This window comes from Clostridium sp., from assembly GCF_036642255.1.
GTDB lineage: Bacteria > Bacillota > Clostridia > Clostridiales > Clostridiaceae > Clostridium_J.
On record NZ_JAVWDJ010000002.1, the window covers coordinates 161274 to 180827 of the forward strand.

Annotated in this window: 18 protein-coding genes; 10 read left to right on the forward strand and 8 right to left on the reverse strand. The window is 31.0% G+C overall.

All coding sequences use genetic code 11. The features are described from left to right. Positions 1-8: 8 nt before the first annotated feature. From RR409_RS01560 to argH, 4 genes are all read left to right on the forward strand, one after another. Entirely contained in the window at positions 9-656 is a 648-nt protein-coding gene (locus tag RR409_RS01560; RefSeq protein WP_332555959.1) for an amino acid ABC transporter permease, read from the forward strand. 15 nt (positions 657-671) lie between these two features. Beyond that, the gene (locus RR409_RS01565) at positions 672-1403 is read left to right on the forward strand and encodes an amino acid ABC transporter ATP-binding protein (RefSeq protein WP_332555960.1); all 732 of its coding nucleotides are present in this window, start codon (positions 672-674) and stop codon (positions 1401-1403) included. A gap of 108 nt (positions 1404-1511) precedes the next feature. Further along, positions 1512-2714 (forward strand): argininosuccinate synthase, encoded by a 1203-nt coding sequence (locus RR409_RS01570; protein WP_332555961.1) that lies wholly within the window; start codon positions 1512-1514, stop codon positions 2712-2714. 335 nt (positions 2715-3049) lie between these two features. Beyond that, on the forward strand, positions 3050-4363 hold the full coding sequence (gene argH / locus RR409_RS01575) for an argininosuccinate lyase (protein ID WP_332556012.1): 1314 nt from the start codon (positions 3050-3052) through the stop codon (positions 4361-4363). A 95-nt stretch (positions 4364-4458) separates the two neighbouring features. On the opposite strand, the gene RR409_RS01580 is transcribed toward argH, so the two are convergent. Both RR409_RS01580 and helD read right to left on the reverse strand, forming a co-directional pair. After that, positions 4459-5385, reverse strand: coding sequence for a DUF2935 domain-containing protein (locus RR409_RS01580; RefSeq protein ID WP_332555962.1), 927 nt, complete (start codon positions 5383-5385; stop codon positions 4459-4461). 122 nt (positions 5386-5507) lie between these two features. After that, positions 5508-7778 carry an RNA polymerase recycling motor HelD gene (gene helD, locus RR409_RS01585; RefSeq protein ID WP_332555963.1) on the reverse strand — a complete coding sequence of 757 codons (2271 nt, stop codon included), beginning with the start codon at positions 7776-7778 and terminating at the stop codon, positions 5508-5510. A 1009-nt stretch (positions 7779-8787) separates the two neighbouring features. On the opposite strand from helD, the gene RR409_RS01590 reads away from it, so the two are divergent. From RR409_RS01590 to RR409_RS01600, 3 genes are all read left to right on the forward strand, one after another. Continuing rightward, entirely contained in the window at positions 8788-10632 is a 1845-nt protein-coding gene (locus tag RR409_RS01590) for an acyltransferase family protein (protein WP_332555964.1), read from the forward strand. A 395-nt stretch (positions 10633-11027) separates the two neighbouring features. Further along, positions 11028-11441: an Rrf2 family transcriptional regulator gene (locus RR409_RS01595; RefSeq protein ID WP_332555965.1), complete on the forward strand. Its 414-nt coding sequence runs from the start codon at positions 11028-11030 to the stop codon at positions 11439-11441. Between the two features lie 427 nt (positions 11442-11868). Next, entirely contained in the window at positions 11869-12498 is a 630-nt protein-coding gene (locus RR409_RS01600) for a class I SAM-dependent methyltransferase (RefSeq protein ID WP_332555966.1), read from the forward strand. A 426-nt stretch (positions 12499-12924) separates the two neighbouring features. Here RR409_RS01600 and RR409_RS01605 read toward each other — a convergent pair whose 3' ends face one another. Beyond that, the gene (locus RR409_RS01605; RefSeq protein WP_332555967.1) at positions 12925-13425 is read right to left on the reverse strand and encodes an Rrf2 family transcriptional regulator; all 501 of its coding nucleotides are present in this window, start codon (positions 13423-13425) and stop codon (positions 12925-12927) included. Between the two features lie 198 nt (positions 13426-13623). Between RR409_RS01605 and RR409_RS01610 the strand changes: the two genes are divergently transcribed. Together RR409_RS01610 and RR409_RS01615 are read left to right on the forward strand one after the other, a co-directional pair. Next, positions 13624-13995, forward strand: a complete 372-nt coding sequence (locus RR409_RS01610; protein ID WP_332555968.1) for a pyridoxamine 5'-phosphate oxidase family protein — start codon at positions 13624-13626, stop codon at positions 13993-13995. A gap of 25 nt (positions 13996-14020) precedes the next feature. After that, positions 14021-14197, forward strand: coding sequence for a 4Fe-4S binding protein (locus tag RR409_RS01615; RefSeq protein WP_332555969.1), 177 nt, complete (start codon positions 14021-14023; stop codon positions 14195-14197). A 274-nt stretch (positions 14198-14471) separates the two neighbouring features. On the opposite strand, the gene RR409_RS01620 is transcribed toward RR409_RS01615, so the two are convergent. From RR409_RS01620 to RR409_RS01635, 4 genes are all read right to left on the reverse strand, one after another. Further along, positions 14472-15359 carry a MerR family transcriptional regulator gene (locus RR409_RS01620; protein ID WP_332555970.1) on the reverse strand — a complete coding sequence of 296 codons (888 nt, stop codon included), beginning with the start codon at positions 15357-15359 and terminating at the stop codon, positions 14472-14474. Between the two features lie 139 nt (positions 15360-15498). Continuing rightward, the gene (gene fosX, locus RR409_RS01625; RefSeq protein WP_332555971.1) at positions 15499-15912 is read right to left on the reverse strand and encodes a FosX/FosE/FosI family fosfomycin resistance hydrolase; all 414 of its coding nucleotides are present in this window, start codon (positions 15910-15912) and stop codon (positions 15499-15501) included. 244 nt (positions 15913-16156) lie between these two features. After that, positions 16157-16633, reverse strand: coding sequence for a flavodoxin (locus RR409_RS01630; RefSeq protein WP_332555972.1), 477 nt, complete (start codon positions 16631-16633; stop codon positions 16157-16159). A 68-nt stretch (positions 16634-16701) separates the two neighbouring features. Continuing rightward, positions 16702-17460 (reverse strand): MerR family transcriptional regulator, encoded by a 759-nt coding sequence (locus RR409_RS01635; RefSeq protein ID WP_332555973.1) that lies wholly within the window; start codon positions 17458-17460, stop codon positions 16702-16704. Positions 17461-18227: 767 nt separating this feature from the next. Between RR409_RS01635 and RR409_RS01640 the strand changes: the two genes are divergently transcribed. Further along, positions 18228-19145, forward strand: a complete 918-nt coding sequence (locus tag RR409_RS01640; protein ID WP_332555974.1) for a DUF4180 domain-containing protein — start codon at positions 18228-18230, stop codon at positions 19143-19145. 150 nt (positions 19146-19295) lie between these two features. Here the strand turns inward: RR409_RS01640 and RR409_RS01645 are convergent, their stop codons facing one another. After that, a complete protein-coding gene (locus RR409_RS01645) occupies positions 19296-19523 on the reverse strand; it encodes a hypothetical protein (RefSeq protein ID WP_332555975.1) in 228 nt (75 codons plus the stop codon). Positions 19524-19554: the final 31 nt, after the last annotated feature.

Genomic DNA, 19554 nt, shown 5'->3' on the forward strand with positions numbered 1-19554 from the left:
GCAGAAAAATGGATATAGAGATTTTAAAGGAAATGCTTCCTGTTTTACTGAAAGGAAGCGTTGTAACAATCAAATTAACACTTATTTCAGTAATGCTCGGAAGCTTCATAGGAATATTTACAGCATTGCTAAAACTATCTAAAAATAAATTGATTTATGCACCTGCAAGTTTTTATACTTGGCTTTTTAGAGGAACCCCTATGCTATTGCAATTATTTTTCTTTTATTATGGTCTTCCCATTATAGGAATAAAATTCACGCCTTTTCAGGCGGCAATAATAGGTCTTAGCTTAAATTCTGGTGCTTATATGGCAGAAATAATAAGAGGTGGCATACTTTCAGTGGATAAAGGACAGTTTGAGGCTTGTAAATCCCTAGGCTTTACTTATTCTCACACTATGAAAAGAGTAGTTTTACCTCAAACCTTTAAAATAATTATACCATCTGTAGGCAATGAGTTTATAACAATGCTTAAAGATACCTCTTTAGTTTCCACTATAGCAATGGTGGAAACTATGAGATCAGCTCAACTTATTTATGCCTCTAGCTTTAGACCAATGGAAGCCTTTTTTATAGCAGGCTGCCTGTATCTAACTATGACTACAATCTTCACCACAGTGTTTTCGTACTACGAAAAAAGACTGTCAGTATATTAAAAGAGGTGATTAAAAATGAATATGATTGAAACTAAAAATCTAAGTAAAAGCTTTGGTAGCCTCTCCGTGTTTAAGGATCTAAATGTAACAGTAAAAAAAGGTGAAGTTCTCGTGATAATTGGCCCCTCAGGTTCAGGGAAAAGCACATTTTTAAGATGCTTAAATCACCTTGAAGAACCTACTCACGGTGAAGTATTCATTGAAGGTGAAAAGTTAAACACCAAAAATAAAAATCATACACGAAATATAATAAAAAAAATAGGAATGGTATTTCAAAACTTTAATTTATTTCCCCATATGACTGTGTTACAAAATGTGATGGAGGCCCCACTTACTGTTAAGGGAGAAGATAAAGTTGAAGTTTTAAATTCCTCAAAGGATATTATCGAAAAAGTTGGGCTTAAGGATAAATTAGCCTATTACCCCTCCAAACTATCTGGAGGACAAAAACAAAGGGTTGCTATTGCAAGAGCTCTTGCCATGAACCCAGACTTAATGCTCTTTGATGAACCTACTTCTGCATTAGATCCCGAGCTTGTAGGGGAAGTATTAGGAGTAATGAAGGATCTTGCAAAAGAAGGAATGACAATGGTTGTCGTTACTCACGAAATGGGATTTGCCAAAGAAGTTGCTGATAGAGTTATCTTCATGGATGGTGGGAAAATTGTAGAAGAAAGTACACCAGAAGAATTTTTCACCTCCCCTAAAGAACAACGAACTAAAGAATTTTTGAATAAAATATTATAAATATACACAATACTATAATCATTATTCATAAATATCTTATAAATATTCATTTAAGCACTATTTTATACATTGTTAACTTAAGAAGAGAAAAAGAAAGGATGATTAAAAATGAAAGAAAAAGTGGTATTAGCGTATTCTGGAGGATTAGATACTTCAATAATAATATCTTGGCTTAAGGAAAACTATAATGTGGAGGTTATTGCAGCTTGCATCAACGTAGGTCAAGAAGATGATATGAAGGAGATTGAAAAGAAAGCACTAAAATCTGGATCAGAAAAAATTTATATTGAAGATGTAACTGCAGAATTTATAAAGGATTACGTATTTAAGGGTGTTAAAGCAAATGCTATGTATGAGCAAAAGTATTTACTAGGCACTTCCTTTGCAAGACCCCTAATCGCTAAAAAACTAGTAGAAATTGCACATAAAGAGGGTGCAAAATATATTTGCCATGGTTGCACAGGAAAAGGAAACGATCAGGTTAGATTTGAAGTTGGTATAGCATCCTTTGATCCAACTATAAAAATCATAGCTCCATGGAGAATTTGGGATATAAAATCAAGAGAAGATGCTATTGATTACGCTAATGAAAAAGGTATCGAAATATCCATCACAAAAGAAAAAATCTACTCAAGAGATCAAAATTTATGGCACATAAGCCATGAAGGTGGAGATATTGAGCATTTGAGCAATGAACATAAACAAGACATATATCTTATGACCACTCCACCTGAACTTGCTAAGGATGAACCTACTTATGTAGAGATATACTTTGAAAAAGGTATTGCTACAAAGGTTGATGGAAAAGAATTAGAGCCAATAGATGTAGTTAAGGTTCTTAATAAAATTGGTGGAGAAAACGGTATAGGAGTTATAGATTTAGTGGAGAATAGACTTGTTGGAATGAAATCAAGAGGAATCTACGAAACCCCTGGTGGTACTATACTTTACGCTGCTCATAAAGAGCTTGAAGAAATTACTTTAGATAAGGATACAAATCACTTCAAGTACTTAGTTTCTCAAAAATATGGAGAATTAGTTTATGACGGTCTTTGGTTTACTACTATGAGAGAATCCCTTGATGCCTTTATAGACAAAACTCAAGAAACTGTAACAGGTTATGTTAAGCTAAAACTTTATAAAGGAAATATCATGGTAGCTGGTAAAGACTCCCCTTATGCTCTTTACGATGAAGGTATATCTTCCTTTGGTGCAAGTGATCTTTATGACCACAAAGACTCTGAAGGATTCATAAACCTATTCTCACTACCAAGCAAAATTAAGGCTTATAAAAAATTGAATAAGTTTTAAGAAGTCTTGAAAGTACTAATATTTTTGTAATTGATCTTTGTGGTGTAACGTATCAGTAAATATTAGGTCTGCAGTTCACTGGGCAAACAGTCCCTATTCATAGCACTAAAATACAAAGACTATTTCTTTCTCTGAATAAGCAAGCTTATCTGAATACGGAAGTTTATTTGTACAAATAAACCAATTAGAGGCCGTAATCTTGCATTAAAAAGTGAGATTCTCTGTTAAAGTTTCATATTACAAATGCTTCTAGATGATGACTTTGACTTATTATTTTATTATAAACATGTAAAGAACTATGGAAAAAGTAGCATTTAGAAATGAAGGTGAAAATTATTAAACTTTGGGGTGGACGATTTAAAGATAAAGAAAGTAAGCTTATGGAGGACTTTAACAGTTCCTTAAGCTTTGACAAAACTTTATATTATGAAGATATTCAAGGAAGTATAGCTCACGTTACTATGTTAGCAAAGTGTAACATCCTAACTGAAGAAGAATCTAAACTTATCATAAAGGGACTTAACTCAATCTTGTCTGATATAAATGAAGGTTATCTTGAGATTCAAGGTGATTATGAAGATATTCACAGCTTTATGGAAATACACCTAACTAATAGAATAGGTGCTGTTGGTAAGAAACTTCATACAGCTAGAAGTAGAAACGATCAAGTGGCTGTTGATACGAGATTGTATTCAAAGACTAAAGCTTACCATCTTATTAAAGAATTGGAGATACTTTTAGGCACTATAGAAGCTCTAGGAAGTAATAATCCTGCTCTAATGCCTGGATATACCCATTTGCAAAGAGCTCAGGTGGTAACTTTTAAGCAGCATGTTATGGCCTACTATAGCATGTTTACTAGGGATAAAAAAAGACTTATAAATGCAATTGATATTATGGATGAAAATCCTTTGGGATGTTGTGCTCTAGCCGGTACTACCTATGAAACCAATAGAAATATCACTACAGAAAAATTAGGCTTCAAAAAACCAATAGATAATTTTATGGATGGAGTAAGTGATAGAGATTACCTACTAGAACTTCTATCAGCATTTTCTATAACAATGATGCATCTTAGCAGATTAAGCGAAGAACTTATTATCTGGAGTACCAAAGAATTTGATTTCATAGAAATAAGTGATGAATTTTCTACAGGCAGCAGCATAATGCCGCAGAAAAGAAATCCCGATGCAGCTGAGCTTATTCGCGGTAAAACTGGAAGAGTTTATGGAGATTTAATGAGCCTTCTAACCACTATGAAAGGAATTCCACTAGCATATAATAAAGATATGCAAGAAGACAAGGAACCTTTCTTTGATGCAATAGACACTGTGGAAAAGTGTGTAAGGGTTATGAACGGCATGCTCAGCACCTTAAAAATAAAGAAAGATAATATGTATAACGCTGTAAAAAAAGGATTCTTAAACGCTACTGAAGCTGCGGATTATCTTGTTAATAAAGGTATGGCTTTTAGAGATGCTCATGAAGTTATTGGTTCATTAATCTTATATTGTGAGGCTAATAACTGTGCAATTGAAGATTTGCCCTTAGAAGTTCTTACAGGATTTAATAGTTTGTTTAATGAGGACTTATATGAATTCATTAATTACGAAAACACTCTTAATAAGGGTATAAAAAAAGAAATGTAAGCGTCACTTAAAATTGCTAATACCCCCTTTATAAAAACCCCATTTAGGCTCCACCGCCTATTTGGGGTTTTCTTTATAATTATATAGGGAGATTTCTAGTAACTTTTTTTAAATATTTTCAATAAACGTAAGTAGTGATTTGCTTCACGCAAGGTATGATCAGCGAGTAAAGGTATTATAATAGATTTGATTTTACACTCTAATATACCTTGAGTACCTTGAGCTTTAAACTTACTTATTTCAAAAGTTGCTTTTAAGCTGTTATCTGTAACTCTTGAAATTGACATCTCATTATCCATGGCTTCTTTTGACTCTTTTGTTAACTTATCAAACTGTTTTCCAAAGTTATTAGCTATATTAAATAGTTCCTCTTCAGTTGGATCAAGAAGTCCACGAATAAATTTTGAATGCTCAGCCATTATTCTGTTCCAGAAGGTTTGTTGCTCATAAGCATCTCTCTCTAAATCCACTTCTTTACGCTTTTGCAGCCTTTGAATCAAATTATAATAAAACTTTGCTTCTCTTAAAATATGATCAATAAGTAAAGGGTAATTAACTGTAAACATCCTGCAACACAAAACCTCTGACAGCAACATAGACTTAAATTGTGCCAAATCTTTAATTAATCTAAGGGCTCTCTCATTAAGTTTAACCACTTTTTCTTCTAGCTTAGGGTTGCAATGTTGCCCGCTATCCCCCATTAATCCAGCTTCTGCTTTAGTTAAATTAGTTGGAATCTTAACTCCTGTGAAATATGCTGAAGCCTTCTCAGCTTCTAATGTATACGGAGTTATTACTTCACCCGACTGTAATACATCACAGCTAACAACACCATTAGAAAGAGCTATAGTATCAGCTAAAAATTTGTCAAACTCCATTCTAAATTCATCTGCTCGATGCATACACTTAGAGTCCCTGGGGGTGAAACTTACTTCTAAAAAGAATGAATGTTCCTTCATGATTCTGGCAAAGAAAAGATGCAATTCCAGTGATTGCCTAATAAATTCACTACTAGTTAGCATAGTTACCTTCTCCTAATATAATTATTAAACTCTGATTCCATTATATTATCTAGCTTAGTAGAATGTTACTTCAAACCGTGTAGTTATACAAATAAAGTTTAGCCCTTTAGCATTGTCTATACCTATATATATAGCTTATCATCCAGTTCTTCCAAGAATCTTGTAGGTTTATCAATAAAATATATGTGTAGAGTATGAAGGGCTCTAGTACAAATAGTATAAAATAATTTTCTCTCACTTTCCTCCTTGTACTCTTGATCCTCACCATCAAATATTATAACTCCATCAAACTCTAATCCCTTTGCCAGATATGAAGGAGTAATTGTTATACCTGAGTTAAACTCAATGTCATCCTTTTTTAATAAATTTATATCATAATTAAGGGTGTTGCTTTTCTTTATGCTTTTATAAACTTTTTCTGCTTTCAGAGCGGTCTTGCAAATAATACCTATGGATTCCATCCCTGATGCTTTCATATCCTCAATATCCTGAAGGATAGTTTTAATCCTATTTTCCTCATTTGTAGATTTTATCACCTTCGGTTTTTCACCATGACGATAGGTATTTTCAAAATCATAGCACTTTAATATTTCCTTAGTAAAGCTGGAAATTTCAGTGGTGGAACGATAACTTTTAGTTAGGTTCATAATAGAGGATTTTCTGTTACTAAAAATATCAGCTATTATATTATAATCTAAGGTTTTACTATGTGGATTTATAGATTGATTTATATCCCCCAAAATAGTAAAGCCAGAGTTTGGGAAAAGGTGCTTTAACACAAGGTATTGAAATGGTGAATAATCCTGTGCTTCATCGATTATTACATATTTTATATGTGTCATACTTCTATCATGTCCAAGGGCATAATTTATATAAAGCAAAGGTGTAACATCCTCGTAGTTTATTTTGTTATTTTGCAAAAACACTGAAGTTTGGCTTAAAATCCCCTTTATATTTGTGGGTAAATCTAGTCCCTTTGCAACTTTGAAGAACAATTTTCTATTATTAACTAAATTTTTATAACTATATAATGGATCAATATAAAGGATACGCTTAATATACCTTCTTAGCTCCTTTAACTCTTTACCGAGTTTCACTCTACTCATGCTTTTGATATCATCAAATTCCTCATCACTTTCGCTGAGTTCTTCCTCTATTTGTTCAAGCCTAGGCTGTTCTATAAGTTTTATACGTTCCTCAATATCTTCACGAATTTCGTTGAATCTGTGCTGCATTGGCCATTTACTATAGGTATTATAAAATAAATCTTTAATCTCCTCACCACTTATAATATTAAATTCTTTAAATTTAATATCTGAAAATGGCATTCCTTCTGTCTCTAGATAATTAATATACTTTTTTATTACTTCTGCAAATAAAGCTGAGGTCTTAAAGGAAATGTTATCTTTTCTTAAATAATAAGATTCATCCTTTTTAGCTGAAAGTATATATTCCATCTGTTCATTGGCATCTTCTATTTTAAGATACCCTTTGAAGGAATTTCTCGCATAATCCATAAAAGTAGTTTGATAAACATTGTTTTCTCCTAGCTCCGGTAAAACTCCAGAAATATAGTCATTAAAAATGTCATTAGGAGAAAATATCACCACATTTTCAGAGGTTATATTTTTATTAGAATATTTATAAAGTATATAGGCTGCTCTATGAAGTGCTATGGAAGTTTTTCCACTACCTGCTGGACCTTGAACAATTAGAACTGAGTTATCCTCATCACGGATAACCTTATTTTGTTCTCTTTGTATTGAGGTTATAATAGTCTTCATTTTTTCATCGCTGCTTTTACTTAAAGTCTTTTGAAGAATATCATCATCAATTTTAAGACTACTATTAAACATATACTCTATATTACCTTTGGAAATCCCAAACTGCCTCTTTAATTTGACTTCTCCCCCTATTATTCCCTCAGGGCATTTATAAGAAGCTTTTCCCTCTTCGTTTTCATAAAACAAACTACAAATAGGTGCTCTCCAATCATAGATAACCATGTCATAGTCATCATCTATTAAAGTGGCAATACCTATATAAATGTTATCATCATAGCTAGAACCATCTTCTAAGAAATCAACTCTCCCGAAATATGGAGATTTTAAAAGTTTCCTAAGCTTTTGAGCAGTAACTTTCTTAACTCCTTCTCTTCGTTGTTCCCTTTTAATTGCATTAATATTTTGAGTCACACCTACAATGGTATTTAGGTCGAAAGTACTTTCAGGGGTATTAGGTTCAGTTTCCCAAAAGGTCTTTCTTATTTCCTTAGCTTCATTAGCTGCGTTTTCTATATCTTCTTCTGCTGTAGCTAATTGCTTTTCAATGATTTCGTAAGTCTTTTTAAGCCTATTTTCCTCATAGATCTTTTCCTCAATAGAAATATCCATAAAAACCTCCATGTAATTATATTTTTTTATACTCTTGACCTATAGAGCCATGACCTCCTTAAGTTAATTTAATAATTTTACTTTTATAAAAAAGTAAAATAGTATAGGCTTCCAAAGCGGAAATTTATTTTGTTCTTTTTCCACAGCCTTAAGGAAACCAATTTAAACTCAGTTCAGTTGTAAGTTAAGTATTAATTTTGGTGTAACAAAATTCTTTTGTTCACAAATTTCTTTTGCTGACATAATTCTTCTGTACACAAATGGGACTTTATTCTAACAACAAATGCTTTGTTCTAACAAAGAGTGCTCTGATCCCAAATCTCCTTACAAAGCATGGTACAAAAATGATTTGTTATTCCTTAAAAAGAAATAAAAGTTGAATTTACAACAAAAATGCTGCTTCAACTTTATTGGATGCTTTATAGTAAGATAAGTAAACTACTTAGTAGTATCTCAGAGTAGGTCTAATACCAAAATGATTCCTTTATTATAATATAGGAAATTTCTATAAACTGTAAGTCTATTAAAAATATTTTTTTTATGTTATAATAAAGATGAGGGATAACAAATTATTTAATTCAAAACACTGTACCAAGTTGGTACAGTGTTTTTTTGCTATTAATTACTTTTAAATTCATCTTCAAAACACCACCCATTAACTCTTCCACAAATTCCTTCGCTTCAAATCTCCTAGTGATTTTATTATCTTTTACAAAAATACCTTGTATATTTCCATTACCTACTAAAAATAGAAAAATACATTATAAAGTGGTAACTTTCACTAAATTTAGTTTATATTCCCCCAAAAAAACTCATTACTCTTTCGAATATTATACAGTTGTTGTTTTTTAAACTTAACTAGAAAAGTATAATTACGTTGATTTTGTGCAGAAACATAAAAGTTCTTATAACTCTTTATACCATTTCCCTGTGGTTACAACGACAACCAATACATATAAATATTTGTTGATAATATTTAAAGACAGTTAGTTAAGGAGAGGGGATTAATATGTTGAAAAATATGCAGAGTGGCCAGTATAGCCCTGGCCTAGATGGACTTCGCGCTTTAGCAGTATTAGCAGTTGTTGCTTACCACTTTGGCTTAAGCTTTGCTATGGGTGGTTTTTTAGGGGTGGACGTGTTTTTTGTTATATCTGGTTATCTTATAACTTCTAATATACTACCTTTAATAGGAAGCGACCCCAATTTTAGTTTACGGGAATTTTGGATTAAACGAGTGAGACGGTTGTTACCAGCATCTTATACAATGATTATCACTACTTTTATATGGGTAACACTTTTTAACAGAAAATTGATAACCACAGTTTTACGTGATGGACTGTCTTCTATTATCTATGGAAGCAACTGGTGGTTCATTTTTCATAAAGTATCCTACTTCGATAGTTTTAATTCACCTTCCCCTTTAAAGAATCTTTGGTCCTTAGCAATTGAAGAACAATTCTATATTATATGGCCTATTGTTCTCATAGTTGGGCTTAAGTTTATTAAAAAACGAATTACATTTGCTAATATTATTTTTATAATAGCCTTATGTTCAGCAATATTAATGGGTATAGTGTATAAACCAGGTATAGATCCTAGCCGTGTATATTATGGCACAGATACTCGAGCTTTTGAATTACTCATTGGCTGCTATATGGCTATAATTTTCCCAATTAAGAAAGTTTCGTCCACCAAGACTAATATTAAACAAATAAAAATCTTAAACTTCACCAGTGTGATTACTTTTATTGTATTTGTTCTTAGTGTAATTTTCATGAATGAATATAAATCATTTCTATATAGAGGTGGGATGTTACTACTTAGCTTGAATGCAGCAATACTTATAGCTTGCATATGCAATCCTAATAGCTACTTAGGGCGGTTACTTTCATGGAAACCCCTTCGATGGATTGGAAAGAGATCCTATGGAATTTATCTTTGGCATTATCCTATTATTATTTTAACTACACCAGTTTCTGAAACAGGAAATTATACTAACATACGTATATTCCTTCAACTGGTTATTACATTTATTATTGCTGAGGTTTCTTACCACTTGATAGAAATACCTATACAAAAGCATGGGTTTAGAGAGTTTTATAGAAAATATAATCCAATTAATAAATTAAAATTTAAAAGACCTTCTTTTTCTAGAAGCATTATTGTTACTGTAATATTTTTTATGTTTGTATCCATGAGCCTTTTTAGCACAATTGTTGCAAGAGCTAAACAACAAGCACATGTAGCTGAACTACTTAAACCTGAAGTCATTACAAATCATAAGGCGGAATTCAACGTAATTGAAGGTTCAATTATAACTCCAATTGCCCAAATTGCTCAAATTGAGCCAATTTCTCCATCTATCACTAAGTCTTACGATGAAATACTGGCAATAGGAGATTCTGTGATGTTAGATATTAAGCCAAGTCTTGATAAAATATATCCAAACATCACAATAGACGGAAAAGTCGGAAGGCAATTGTATCAAGCTATTGAACTAGTCTCTACATATACAGCCTTTAATGATACAAATAAGGCAGTAATCATAGAACTCGGAACAAATGCTTACTTTACAGATAAGCAAATTAATGAGTTACTCGACTCCTTTGACAATGCTCATATCTTTTTAGTAAATGTTCGTGTACCACGCCAATGGGAGAAACAAGTTAATAATGCACTAAGTAAAAAAGCTTTAGAAAGAGATAATGTGACTTTAATCGATTGGTATTCCGAAGCAATTAACCATCCTGAGTATTTTGTAGCTGATGGTGTGCATCTGAAACCTAAGGGAATTGAAGCTTTAACCTCTCTTATAGAAGAAACCTTGACAGAAACTATTAACTTGAAATAATCCACTTTAATTACTAAGTGGTGATTGAATAAATACATAACCTTTGGTATTACTCCAAATTCCAGAGTAGCATTACTTTACATATAGAAAAGAATATTCATACTGATTGTCCATGTTTAGGCTTTCAGAATAAAACATAGCTCTAAAATAAATTAAAAATCCAATACATAAATGGGACCTCTATTTTAAAAATTAAAACATAGAGGTCCTATTAAAATTCATCAACTGCCTCACTACCTCTTTAGAATTGTAAATAAAGATACGCAACCTTCATTATTATGCTTTTCCACAGCTCCCTTTGGCTTAGATAATAATGATAACATTGACAAAATTAATTGTTATCATTATAATTATAGATAAATACACTCTGTAATATCTTTTAAGGAGGTTTTACTTTGAAATATACGAAAGCTACAAACTATGCACTACATACTATTGCCTATATGATTAAACATAATAAAACTGAAAATTTAAGCATACAACCACTGGCAGAACACTTTAATATATCCCCTACCTATCTTTCAAAGATTTTAACTCAGTTAGTAAAAGCTGGTTTAATTCAATCAACTTCAGGCGTCAAGGGTGGTTATGTTCTTCGTAAAAAAATAGAGGACATTTCATTTTTGGATGTGATCAAGGCAACTGAAGGCACTGGAGCATTATTTAATTGTGAATTAGAACAGGAAAAGAATTGCTCTATTCATAAAGTAATGACAGATGCAGAAAACATGTTGGAAACATATCTACAAAGTAAAAAGATTTATGAAGTAATGCAAAATACCACATCTAATGAGGTAGGTAAAGATTAACATTTTCACCTACTTTGCCATATTATATGGCTTTTCATCTTTTAATTATAGATATAAAATATCTATAATATATGTATTATAAAAATGTAAATAAATATAATTAAAGAATTTAAAAGAGACCTACTACTTAGTAGACTTTTATAGGAACTATATATAAAGGTTCAAATCTTAGCTTGTAGGATAATTGATTTTACTAAATCAACTATTATGGTATTAACTATGCACTCTCTTATAACAGTGGATTTATTTGATCTGTCTAGTTTATATGAAAATTAAGATGTGGTGTTTACCTTCTAAATGAAATATAAACAAACTGGTTTCGAGAATCCTTTATTTATCGAAGTTTTCATATATAAACATCAGCAAATTTTTTAACCACAAGTAACACATCACCCTAATTAAAATAAATCATAAAGGAGATAACGCTATGACAGAATTTTGGGAAGCAAGTTTTATAGAAAAACAAACCATGTGGGGGTTTGAACCTTCAGACTCCGCAATCCTTACAAAGGACTTTTTCCTTGAAAAGGATATTAAGGATATTTTAATACCTGGTATTGGATATGGCAGAAATGCAAAGGTTTTTCTTGACAATGGAATTAATGTAACTGGTATTGAGATTTCAAAAACAGCAATTGAATTAGCAAGAGAAAATGGGATTGATATTAACATCTATCATGGTTCGGCAGCTGATATGCCTTTCGATAACAAGGTTTATGATGGTATATTTAGCTATGGACTTATTCACTTGCTGGATAAAACAGAGCGAGAAAAACTTATCAAGGAATGCTATAATTCATTGAAACCTAATGGCTATATGATTTTTACAACTGTTTCAAAGGAGATTCCAATGTACGGACGTGGCAAACAGTTGGGTGAAGAATATTTTGAGGTTATGGAAGGGCTAAAAATGTTCTTTTATGATGATAATTCAGTTAAACAAGAATTTGGAGATTATGGATTGATAGAGGTTTCAGAAATTTATGAGCCACATAAAAAAGCGAAAAATGATACTCTAATGAAATTTATAGTTATAAAGTGTAAAAAAAAGATATAAAGATAATGTAATAAAAATTTTCAAATTGTGAATTACTAGCCACTATGTGAGGTGCTGTGCAATTATTTACCCAGTGCTGCAAGCGGTGGTGGCATTATTCCTTTATAACTCATCAATAATAAATTTACCATACTTAAACAATAGGAAAAAATATATTGGCTTGTGTTTTATCACAAGCCAATTTTATATTCTTTTATCTTTAGAATTCCTCGCCATACCAAAATAAAAATCATGGATATAATTATATAGTTAAAGACTTCCATGATAAAACTCAATTTATTCCTCTCTAAAAGCACTAAGGAACCAAAATAGGCTTCATTGTATTAGCTAAGTGCTTACTTTGGCACCCTATAAGGTGAATAAACCTCTATCTAATGTAGCCACCTCAAACCGAAGATAGATTTAAGACACATAGTATATAAATTATTATTTTACATTCTTAAACCAATCAATTGTAGCTTCCTTCATCTCTTTTGGAAGTATATTATTGTATACCTGGTTATAAAGCCAAGCTAAGGTCTTATTATTTAGATATTTTCGCATCTCATCTTCAGCTTCTAACATCACTACCTTAATTAAACAAGGACATTTTGTATGTGTATCAGGTAGATTATTTTTATCTACTAATATATTATTTTGTCTAATTTCTGCACATTGGAAGAAGGGTTCACTTCCTTCTATAGCTTCAACAACATTCCAAAATGTTATATTTTCTGCACTACGGGCCAAGGCATACCCACCTTTTACCCCAGGAACAGATTTTATAATTCCAGCCTTACTTAATTTTGCATAAACTTTTGACAAATAGGTTTCAGATACACCTTGAAATGTTGCTAAATCTCTTATTCCAACGGATTTTCCCTCTTCTAAATTAACCATATTCAATAAACAGTGTAATGCGTATTCTACTCCTACTGAAAGCTTCATTGTCGTCATACCCCTTTTCTAACTAATATATCTTATGATAACACTATTACTAATTTTGATTCAAGTCATCATCATAATTTGAAATCCATCTAAAATAAAATATTTTATATTGACATATCATTAAAACTATTATATTATAATTACAGACAACAGTTATCGACGATATGTTGTATCCATAGTATGAGGAGGAATTATATAATGTTTACAGAAAAATTTTTTGAGGTTTTAAATCACCAAGGAGTAGTATCAATTGTTACTTGTGCTAATAATGAGGCTCATGTTGCTAATACATGGAATAACTATTTAGTTATTGTAGATGAAAATAAAATCTTAATTCCAGCAGCAGCTATGCTTAACACCGAAGAAAATATTAATGCTAATCCTAAAGTTAAACTAACCATCGGAAGTCATGAAGTAATGGGCTACAGATATATGGGAACAGGATTCTTACTAGAAGGAAGTGCTAAATTCTTAAAAGATGGAGAGCACTTCAAGATGATGATAGAAAAATTTCCATTCTTAACAAGAGTATTAGAAGTTACTGTCAGCTCTTGTAAACAAACATTATAATTGTTTATAAATAAAGGAGAAGACTATGCCAAGAAGAATTAATAAATCAACTTGTGTAGGTTGTGGGGTCTGCCAAAGAGTGTGCATTATTGGCTGCATAACACACGAAGAAGATAAAAAAAGATTAATCAATGAATCCGCATGTGTAGACTGTGGAGCTTGCCAAGTAGCTTGCCCTAGGAAATGTATAGATAAAAAATAAAATTTTTCTTAAATAGTCTTAAAAGGCTTAGAGATTGCTCTAAGCCTTGTTTTTATCATTAACGATTTAGATTTACTACTTATGATACGATATACTTCATATTAATTCATAGTAACATTCATTAGAGTGTAAATAATCCAATTTAATAAAAACTCACTTACTTATACTTCGCTTCACCCTATCAGTAGCAAGTTCTATTTCCAGTGTAAAATCCACCCTTTAGATGGTTTTTTATATCTATCAATATCTTATTTTGAGAGGATTTCTAACGTTTTTAATCCTTTTCATATAAATTTGCCATTTGTGGATACTTCTCAATAAATAACTTATTCGCCTCTTCTAATTTATCCACATATTCCCTATAAGAAGGGCTCAATATTTTAAGATTTAATATAAAAATATCATAATAACCATTGCTTTGCTGAAAATCTAGTAACAATTGTTGAAACTTATATGCGGGGCTTGCTTTAAACTCTTCCGAAGTTCGTATTTCAATATATTTCTCCAAACTCTCTTTATTCTTTGAAATATAGTTATCTATATCTTCAACAGCGCTAAGCATATGACTATTTATATTTTCTATATCTGCTCTCTCTATAATTGTAAAATATTCTTCTAAATACTCTTCTAGTTCTTCTGAAATGCTTATGTTACTAGTGCTATCTAGAAAATTAATGATTTTAGAATATGCCTCTTCTTTCTCTTTACTATCAATTCTCTCATTTAAAAACTCACCGAAATGAATAGCTAAATACATTCCGTAGGTGCCTGGGAAAGCCTGAACTAATTTTTCTTTAATAGTAAGCAAAGAGTTGATATCAGAGTCTATATATTTTATTTCACCATTAATATCATAGTTTGCTATTAAATTTTCAAGATATTTTTGTCTCATAATTGCCTTTTCTATTTTCAAATCCATCAAATATTTATATTTGGATAAAGTTGTGGACTTATTGCTGCTTGATAGCACATCTTTAATATCATCAATACTTAATCCTAGTCTCCGTAAAACAGAGATTTCTTTTAATCTAAATATATCTTTATCATTAAAATCTCTATAACCATTTTCCCTTACTTTGGGAGTAACAAGTCCTTGCCTTTCATAATACTCTATTGCCTTTTTCGTTAGTGAACACTCTTTGCATGCTTCGTTAATTAACATACTTATCACCTCAAAACTATCATAAGCTATCCCCCAAGGTGCTAGTCAACAGCATTTTTTAAAGTTATATAGATATCATTGATTATCAAATTCCAACTACATCACATCTTAAAAGCACTTTGAATTTATATATGATAGTTTATTTATTATCCATCTCTTCATAGGACTCTAGTCTTTTCTCTAAGGTTTCTGTATGAAACTCAAATAAATTATTATCATAGTCATAGAAATATATTGAGTAACCTTCTCCTGAGACTCTTTTCCTTGGAGGCTTTAATTCTAAATTTAGCATTTTAATCTTATCCAAATAATTATCTACATCATAATCTGATATTTTAAATGCTATATGATGATAAGTTCTGTTAACTATATTATTATCTTCCATAACAGCTATCCACTGCTTACCAATAATAAAAAATCGTTCTTTAGATAAAGAATGTTTCTTTTCACCGCTATAATAAACTTCTTTAGCATCAAATAGTTCTTTAAATAATTCTGTTGTTTTGTCTAAATCCTTTACAACAAAAGTAATATGACTTACGCTTTCAATCATGTATTGCTTCCTCCGTATTATTTAACCATTGCTGATTTTGCTGATTGTACTCTAACACTTTTCTTTTTACATATTCTTTGGATTGCCCATTCCTGCTCCAATAATAATATAATCATATTGCTCTATCATTACTCTTCCCTATCTTTTTCCAAAATTCCTAATTTAAGTATATGTAGTTATTAGGATAATATCAAAGAATTTGGATGGTACAGAGTTGTTTTTTATAAATTTCTTGCCTTTAAATTTAATATGATTGGTATCCAATTTTCGTAAGCCAATTTGTGATTTCTTCAGAGGTAGCGGTGCCGTTTACATCAAAACCAGGTAGAATTACGGAATTTGAGCACTCTTGAGCTATAACATTTTCAATTTCACCAAAACCACCGCCCCCATGAGTACAAAATGGGATTACTGTTTTCCCTGTAAAATCATGTTGCTTAAGAAAACTCATTACTGGTGGTGCTAATGTTTTAAACCAGTTAGGTGAACCTATAAATATTGTTTCATAATCCTCTATTGATTCATTTCCGGATATTAACTTAGGACAAAATCCACGAGTAATTTGATTTCTGACTTCTTTAGCTGCGGTATTATAGTTAAAGGAATAATTCTTTTCAGGAATTAATTCTCTTATATCACCACCAGTTTGGATTGCTATTTCTAATGCTAAATTTGCTGTATTTTGAACAAGAGAATAATAAACAATTAGTGTATTGTTCATATATTTCACTTCCTTTCGTAAAATTCTCATTTGTGGGGTTGTCTATATACAATTCATGAACATTTAATCTATTTTTTGCAGTAGTACATAATTGCTTCATAAAGGAAATTGCTCAAATCCTTATCACTGAATTGATTAAAATAACTTATAAATCTATTATCCGATTTATAGTTATCAGCAATACATTCCAATATTTCTGTATCACAAACAATATATTTCTCTAATTGACTTTTCCATTCCAGGATTAATGCTTGAACCCCACTGGATGAAGGAGAATCATTAATATGCACTGCTAATTTTTTAAATATTTTATCCATGTTGTTTCCAAATTCATCATATAAATCCGTTTTTTCATCCTGCGATAGTTTTTCTATTTTCCGCTCAAATTCTTTGTATTTCTCTGTTTCCCCATATACTATTTTAGCTTCACGATCATACTGTTCTTGTAATGGTAGCACGGTTGAATTACTGAATATATTTAAATTAAATAACTCTTTACCAGATATATAATCTTTTACCGAATTAATAATTGCTCCTAATCGATGCTGCTTTAATATTAAAGTTTGGTAATGCATTTCTAACATTTCACGTTGTTCCTCTTTTGAAAGTTGCATAATATCTGCTATTTCTTTTAAAGTTAAATCCATCTCCCTGAAAAACAATATTGTTTGGAGGTTTTCTAAATCACTTCTATCATAAACTCGATAGCCATTACTTGATTCACGACTTGGCTTCAGTAGATTTATTTTATCGTAATAATGTAATGTTCTTGGAGTTATACCAGTTATCTTGGCAATGTCCTTAATGGTTAATAATTGTTTTTTCATTTCAAATCCTTTTCTTTCTTCTAATGTTAAATTGCCAGGTTAATTCCTTTAAGCTGTATATTGCAAGCTCCCATTTTTCATAAATGGTGCATGATTTCCTGTGTGTATACTTCAACTTTTTCCTCTTGATTAGCTTAACAACTTATTAATAAATCCTATCAATGCTTAATGCTTTTATATTCCCTTTTCTCACTGCTTTTTATATTTTACACTATGACGTTAGGTCATAGTCAAGAGTAAAATTTTTTATAAAAGGAACTATATAACTATATATTATGCTTTTTTACAACCGTATGTTTTTCCATAGTAATTTTACGCAGGTACAGGTTGTGTAATATTAATAATAATTAGGCGTTGTATTAAAACTAGAATTTTCATCAGTATTTTGATAAAAACATGATACTAATGAGGAAATTTATTTTCTTATAAAATATAACCATAAACAAGAGTGTAGAATTATTTGAAAATTATAATGCCTTATTATTTTACTATTCTATAGTATTTAACCTCATTTTCAAAGGATACTTCGCCATATTTATCAGTGCTTAACCAAATTCAAGATATATATTGCGTTAAAAATCTAACTTTGATGTAACAAAATTCTATTGTTCATCAAAGATCCCATCGAGACCCCTTGGATAAAAGAACTGTTCATTATTAAAAAAGTTGTAAAATATTCATCTTTAAATTGACTACTACGTTAACACATGTTATGATTATTATATGTTACTAGTAACATATGTTATTGTTAAAGAGAGGTGCAGTTAATGTCTATTAAATTTGCAATACTAGGTATATTAAGTTGGAAGTGTTCCACAGGATATGAACTAAAGAAAATTTTTGAGGAATCCTCAATCCTATATTGGTCCGGTAATAATAATCAAATTTACAAAGCCCTTATTAAATTGCAAGATGAAGAGCTTGTTACCAGCGAAGTAATTCATCAGGATAGCTCTCCATCAAAAAAAATATATACAATAACTAAAGCAGGAATTGCAGAATTAAAAGAATGGGTTATGTCCTCACCAGAAGCTCCGGAGTTTAAGAAACCCTTTTTGGTACAGCTTGCATGGTCAGACATGCTAAGTGATGAGGAACTAAACGAATTGCTACTAAAATATGAAAATGAAGTGAAATTGCAATTGATTATGCAACAGGAAAAAATCAGACGTTCAATACACTCCCCAAATAGAACTACTAGAGAACGCTTAATATGGGATACCATTTCACAAAACATTATTTCAACTTATAATAATGAATTAAATTGGGTCCGTGAAACAAGGGAGAAATTATTTGAAAATCAAGTTATGGAGGAAAAATATAAAATGAATTATGAAATTAGAGATATAGATAATAAAAAATATATAGAAGTTATTTCTACTACTAACCTTTTAAGTACCGAAAATGATGCACTGGATATTATATCTATATGCTGGGAACATGATACCCAATTTATTATGATCCACTATGCAGCCTTATCAGAAGACTTCTTCAAACTTAAAACCAAAGTAGCGGGAAATATTCTTCAAAAGTTTATAAACTATGGAATGAAAGCTGTAGCTATTATTCCAAAGGAAACAATTGAAAAAGGCAGATTTAGAGAAATGGCCTTGGAAACTAATAAAGGTAGTCACTTTAGAATGTATGACAATAAAAAAGAAGCTGAAGAATGGCTTTTGAACTAAAAAAATGAGGATGCTCCACTTTCGTGAAGCATCCTTTTTTTTGCATATAGACTTCTTCTTTTATAGGCATCAAAGTAAGGACTTAACCATTAACCTACATTGATTCCATTATGGCTTTTGATGGTGAATAAATTTTCACCTTGGAGGCCTTTACTGAGCCATATCTTGAAAATTCTTCTTATTCTTTGCAGAAGTTATAATCATAACTGTTACAAAAGCTGATATAAATCCGCTTATTAGTCCACTTATACCGTTTCCTATACCATTTGCTAAAACATCTTTAGGAAATGGTATTACAAAATAGTTTGCTGCAAAACTAAGTACAAAACAAATAACCCCACTTATTAAACCATTTTTTATAGCTTCTTTTATTCTCATAATTTTATTATCCCCAATCAAAAATTATTTT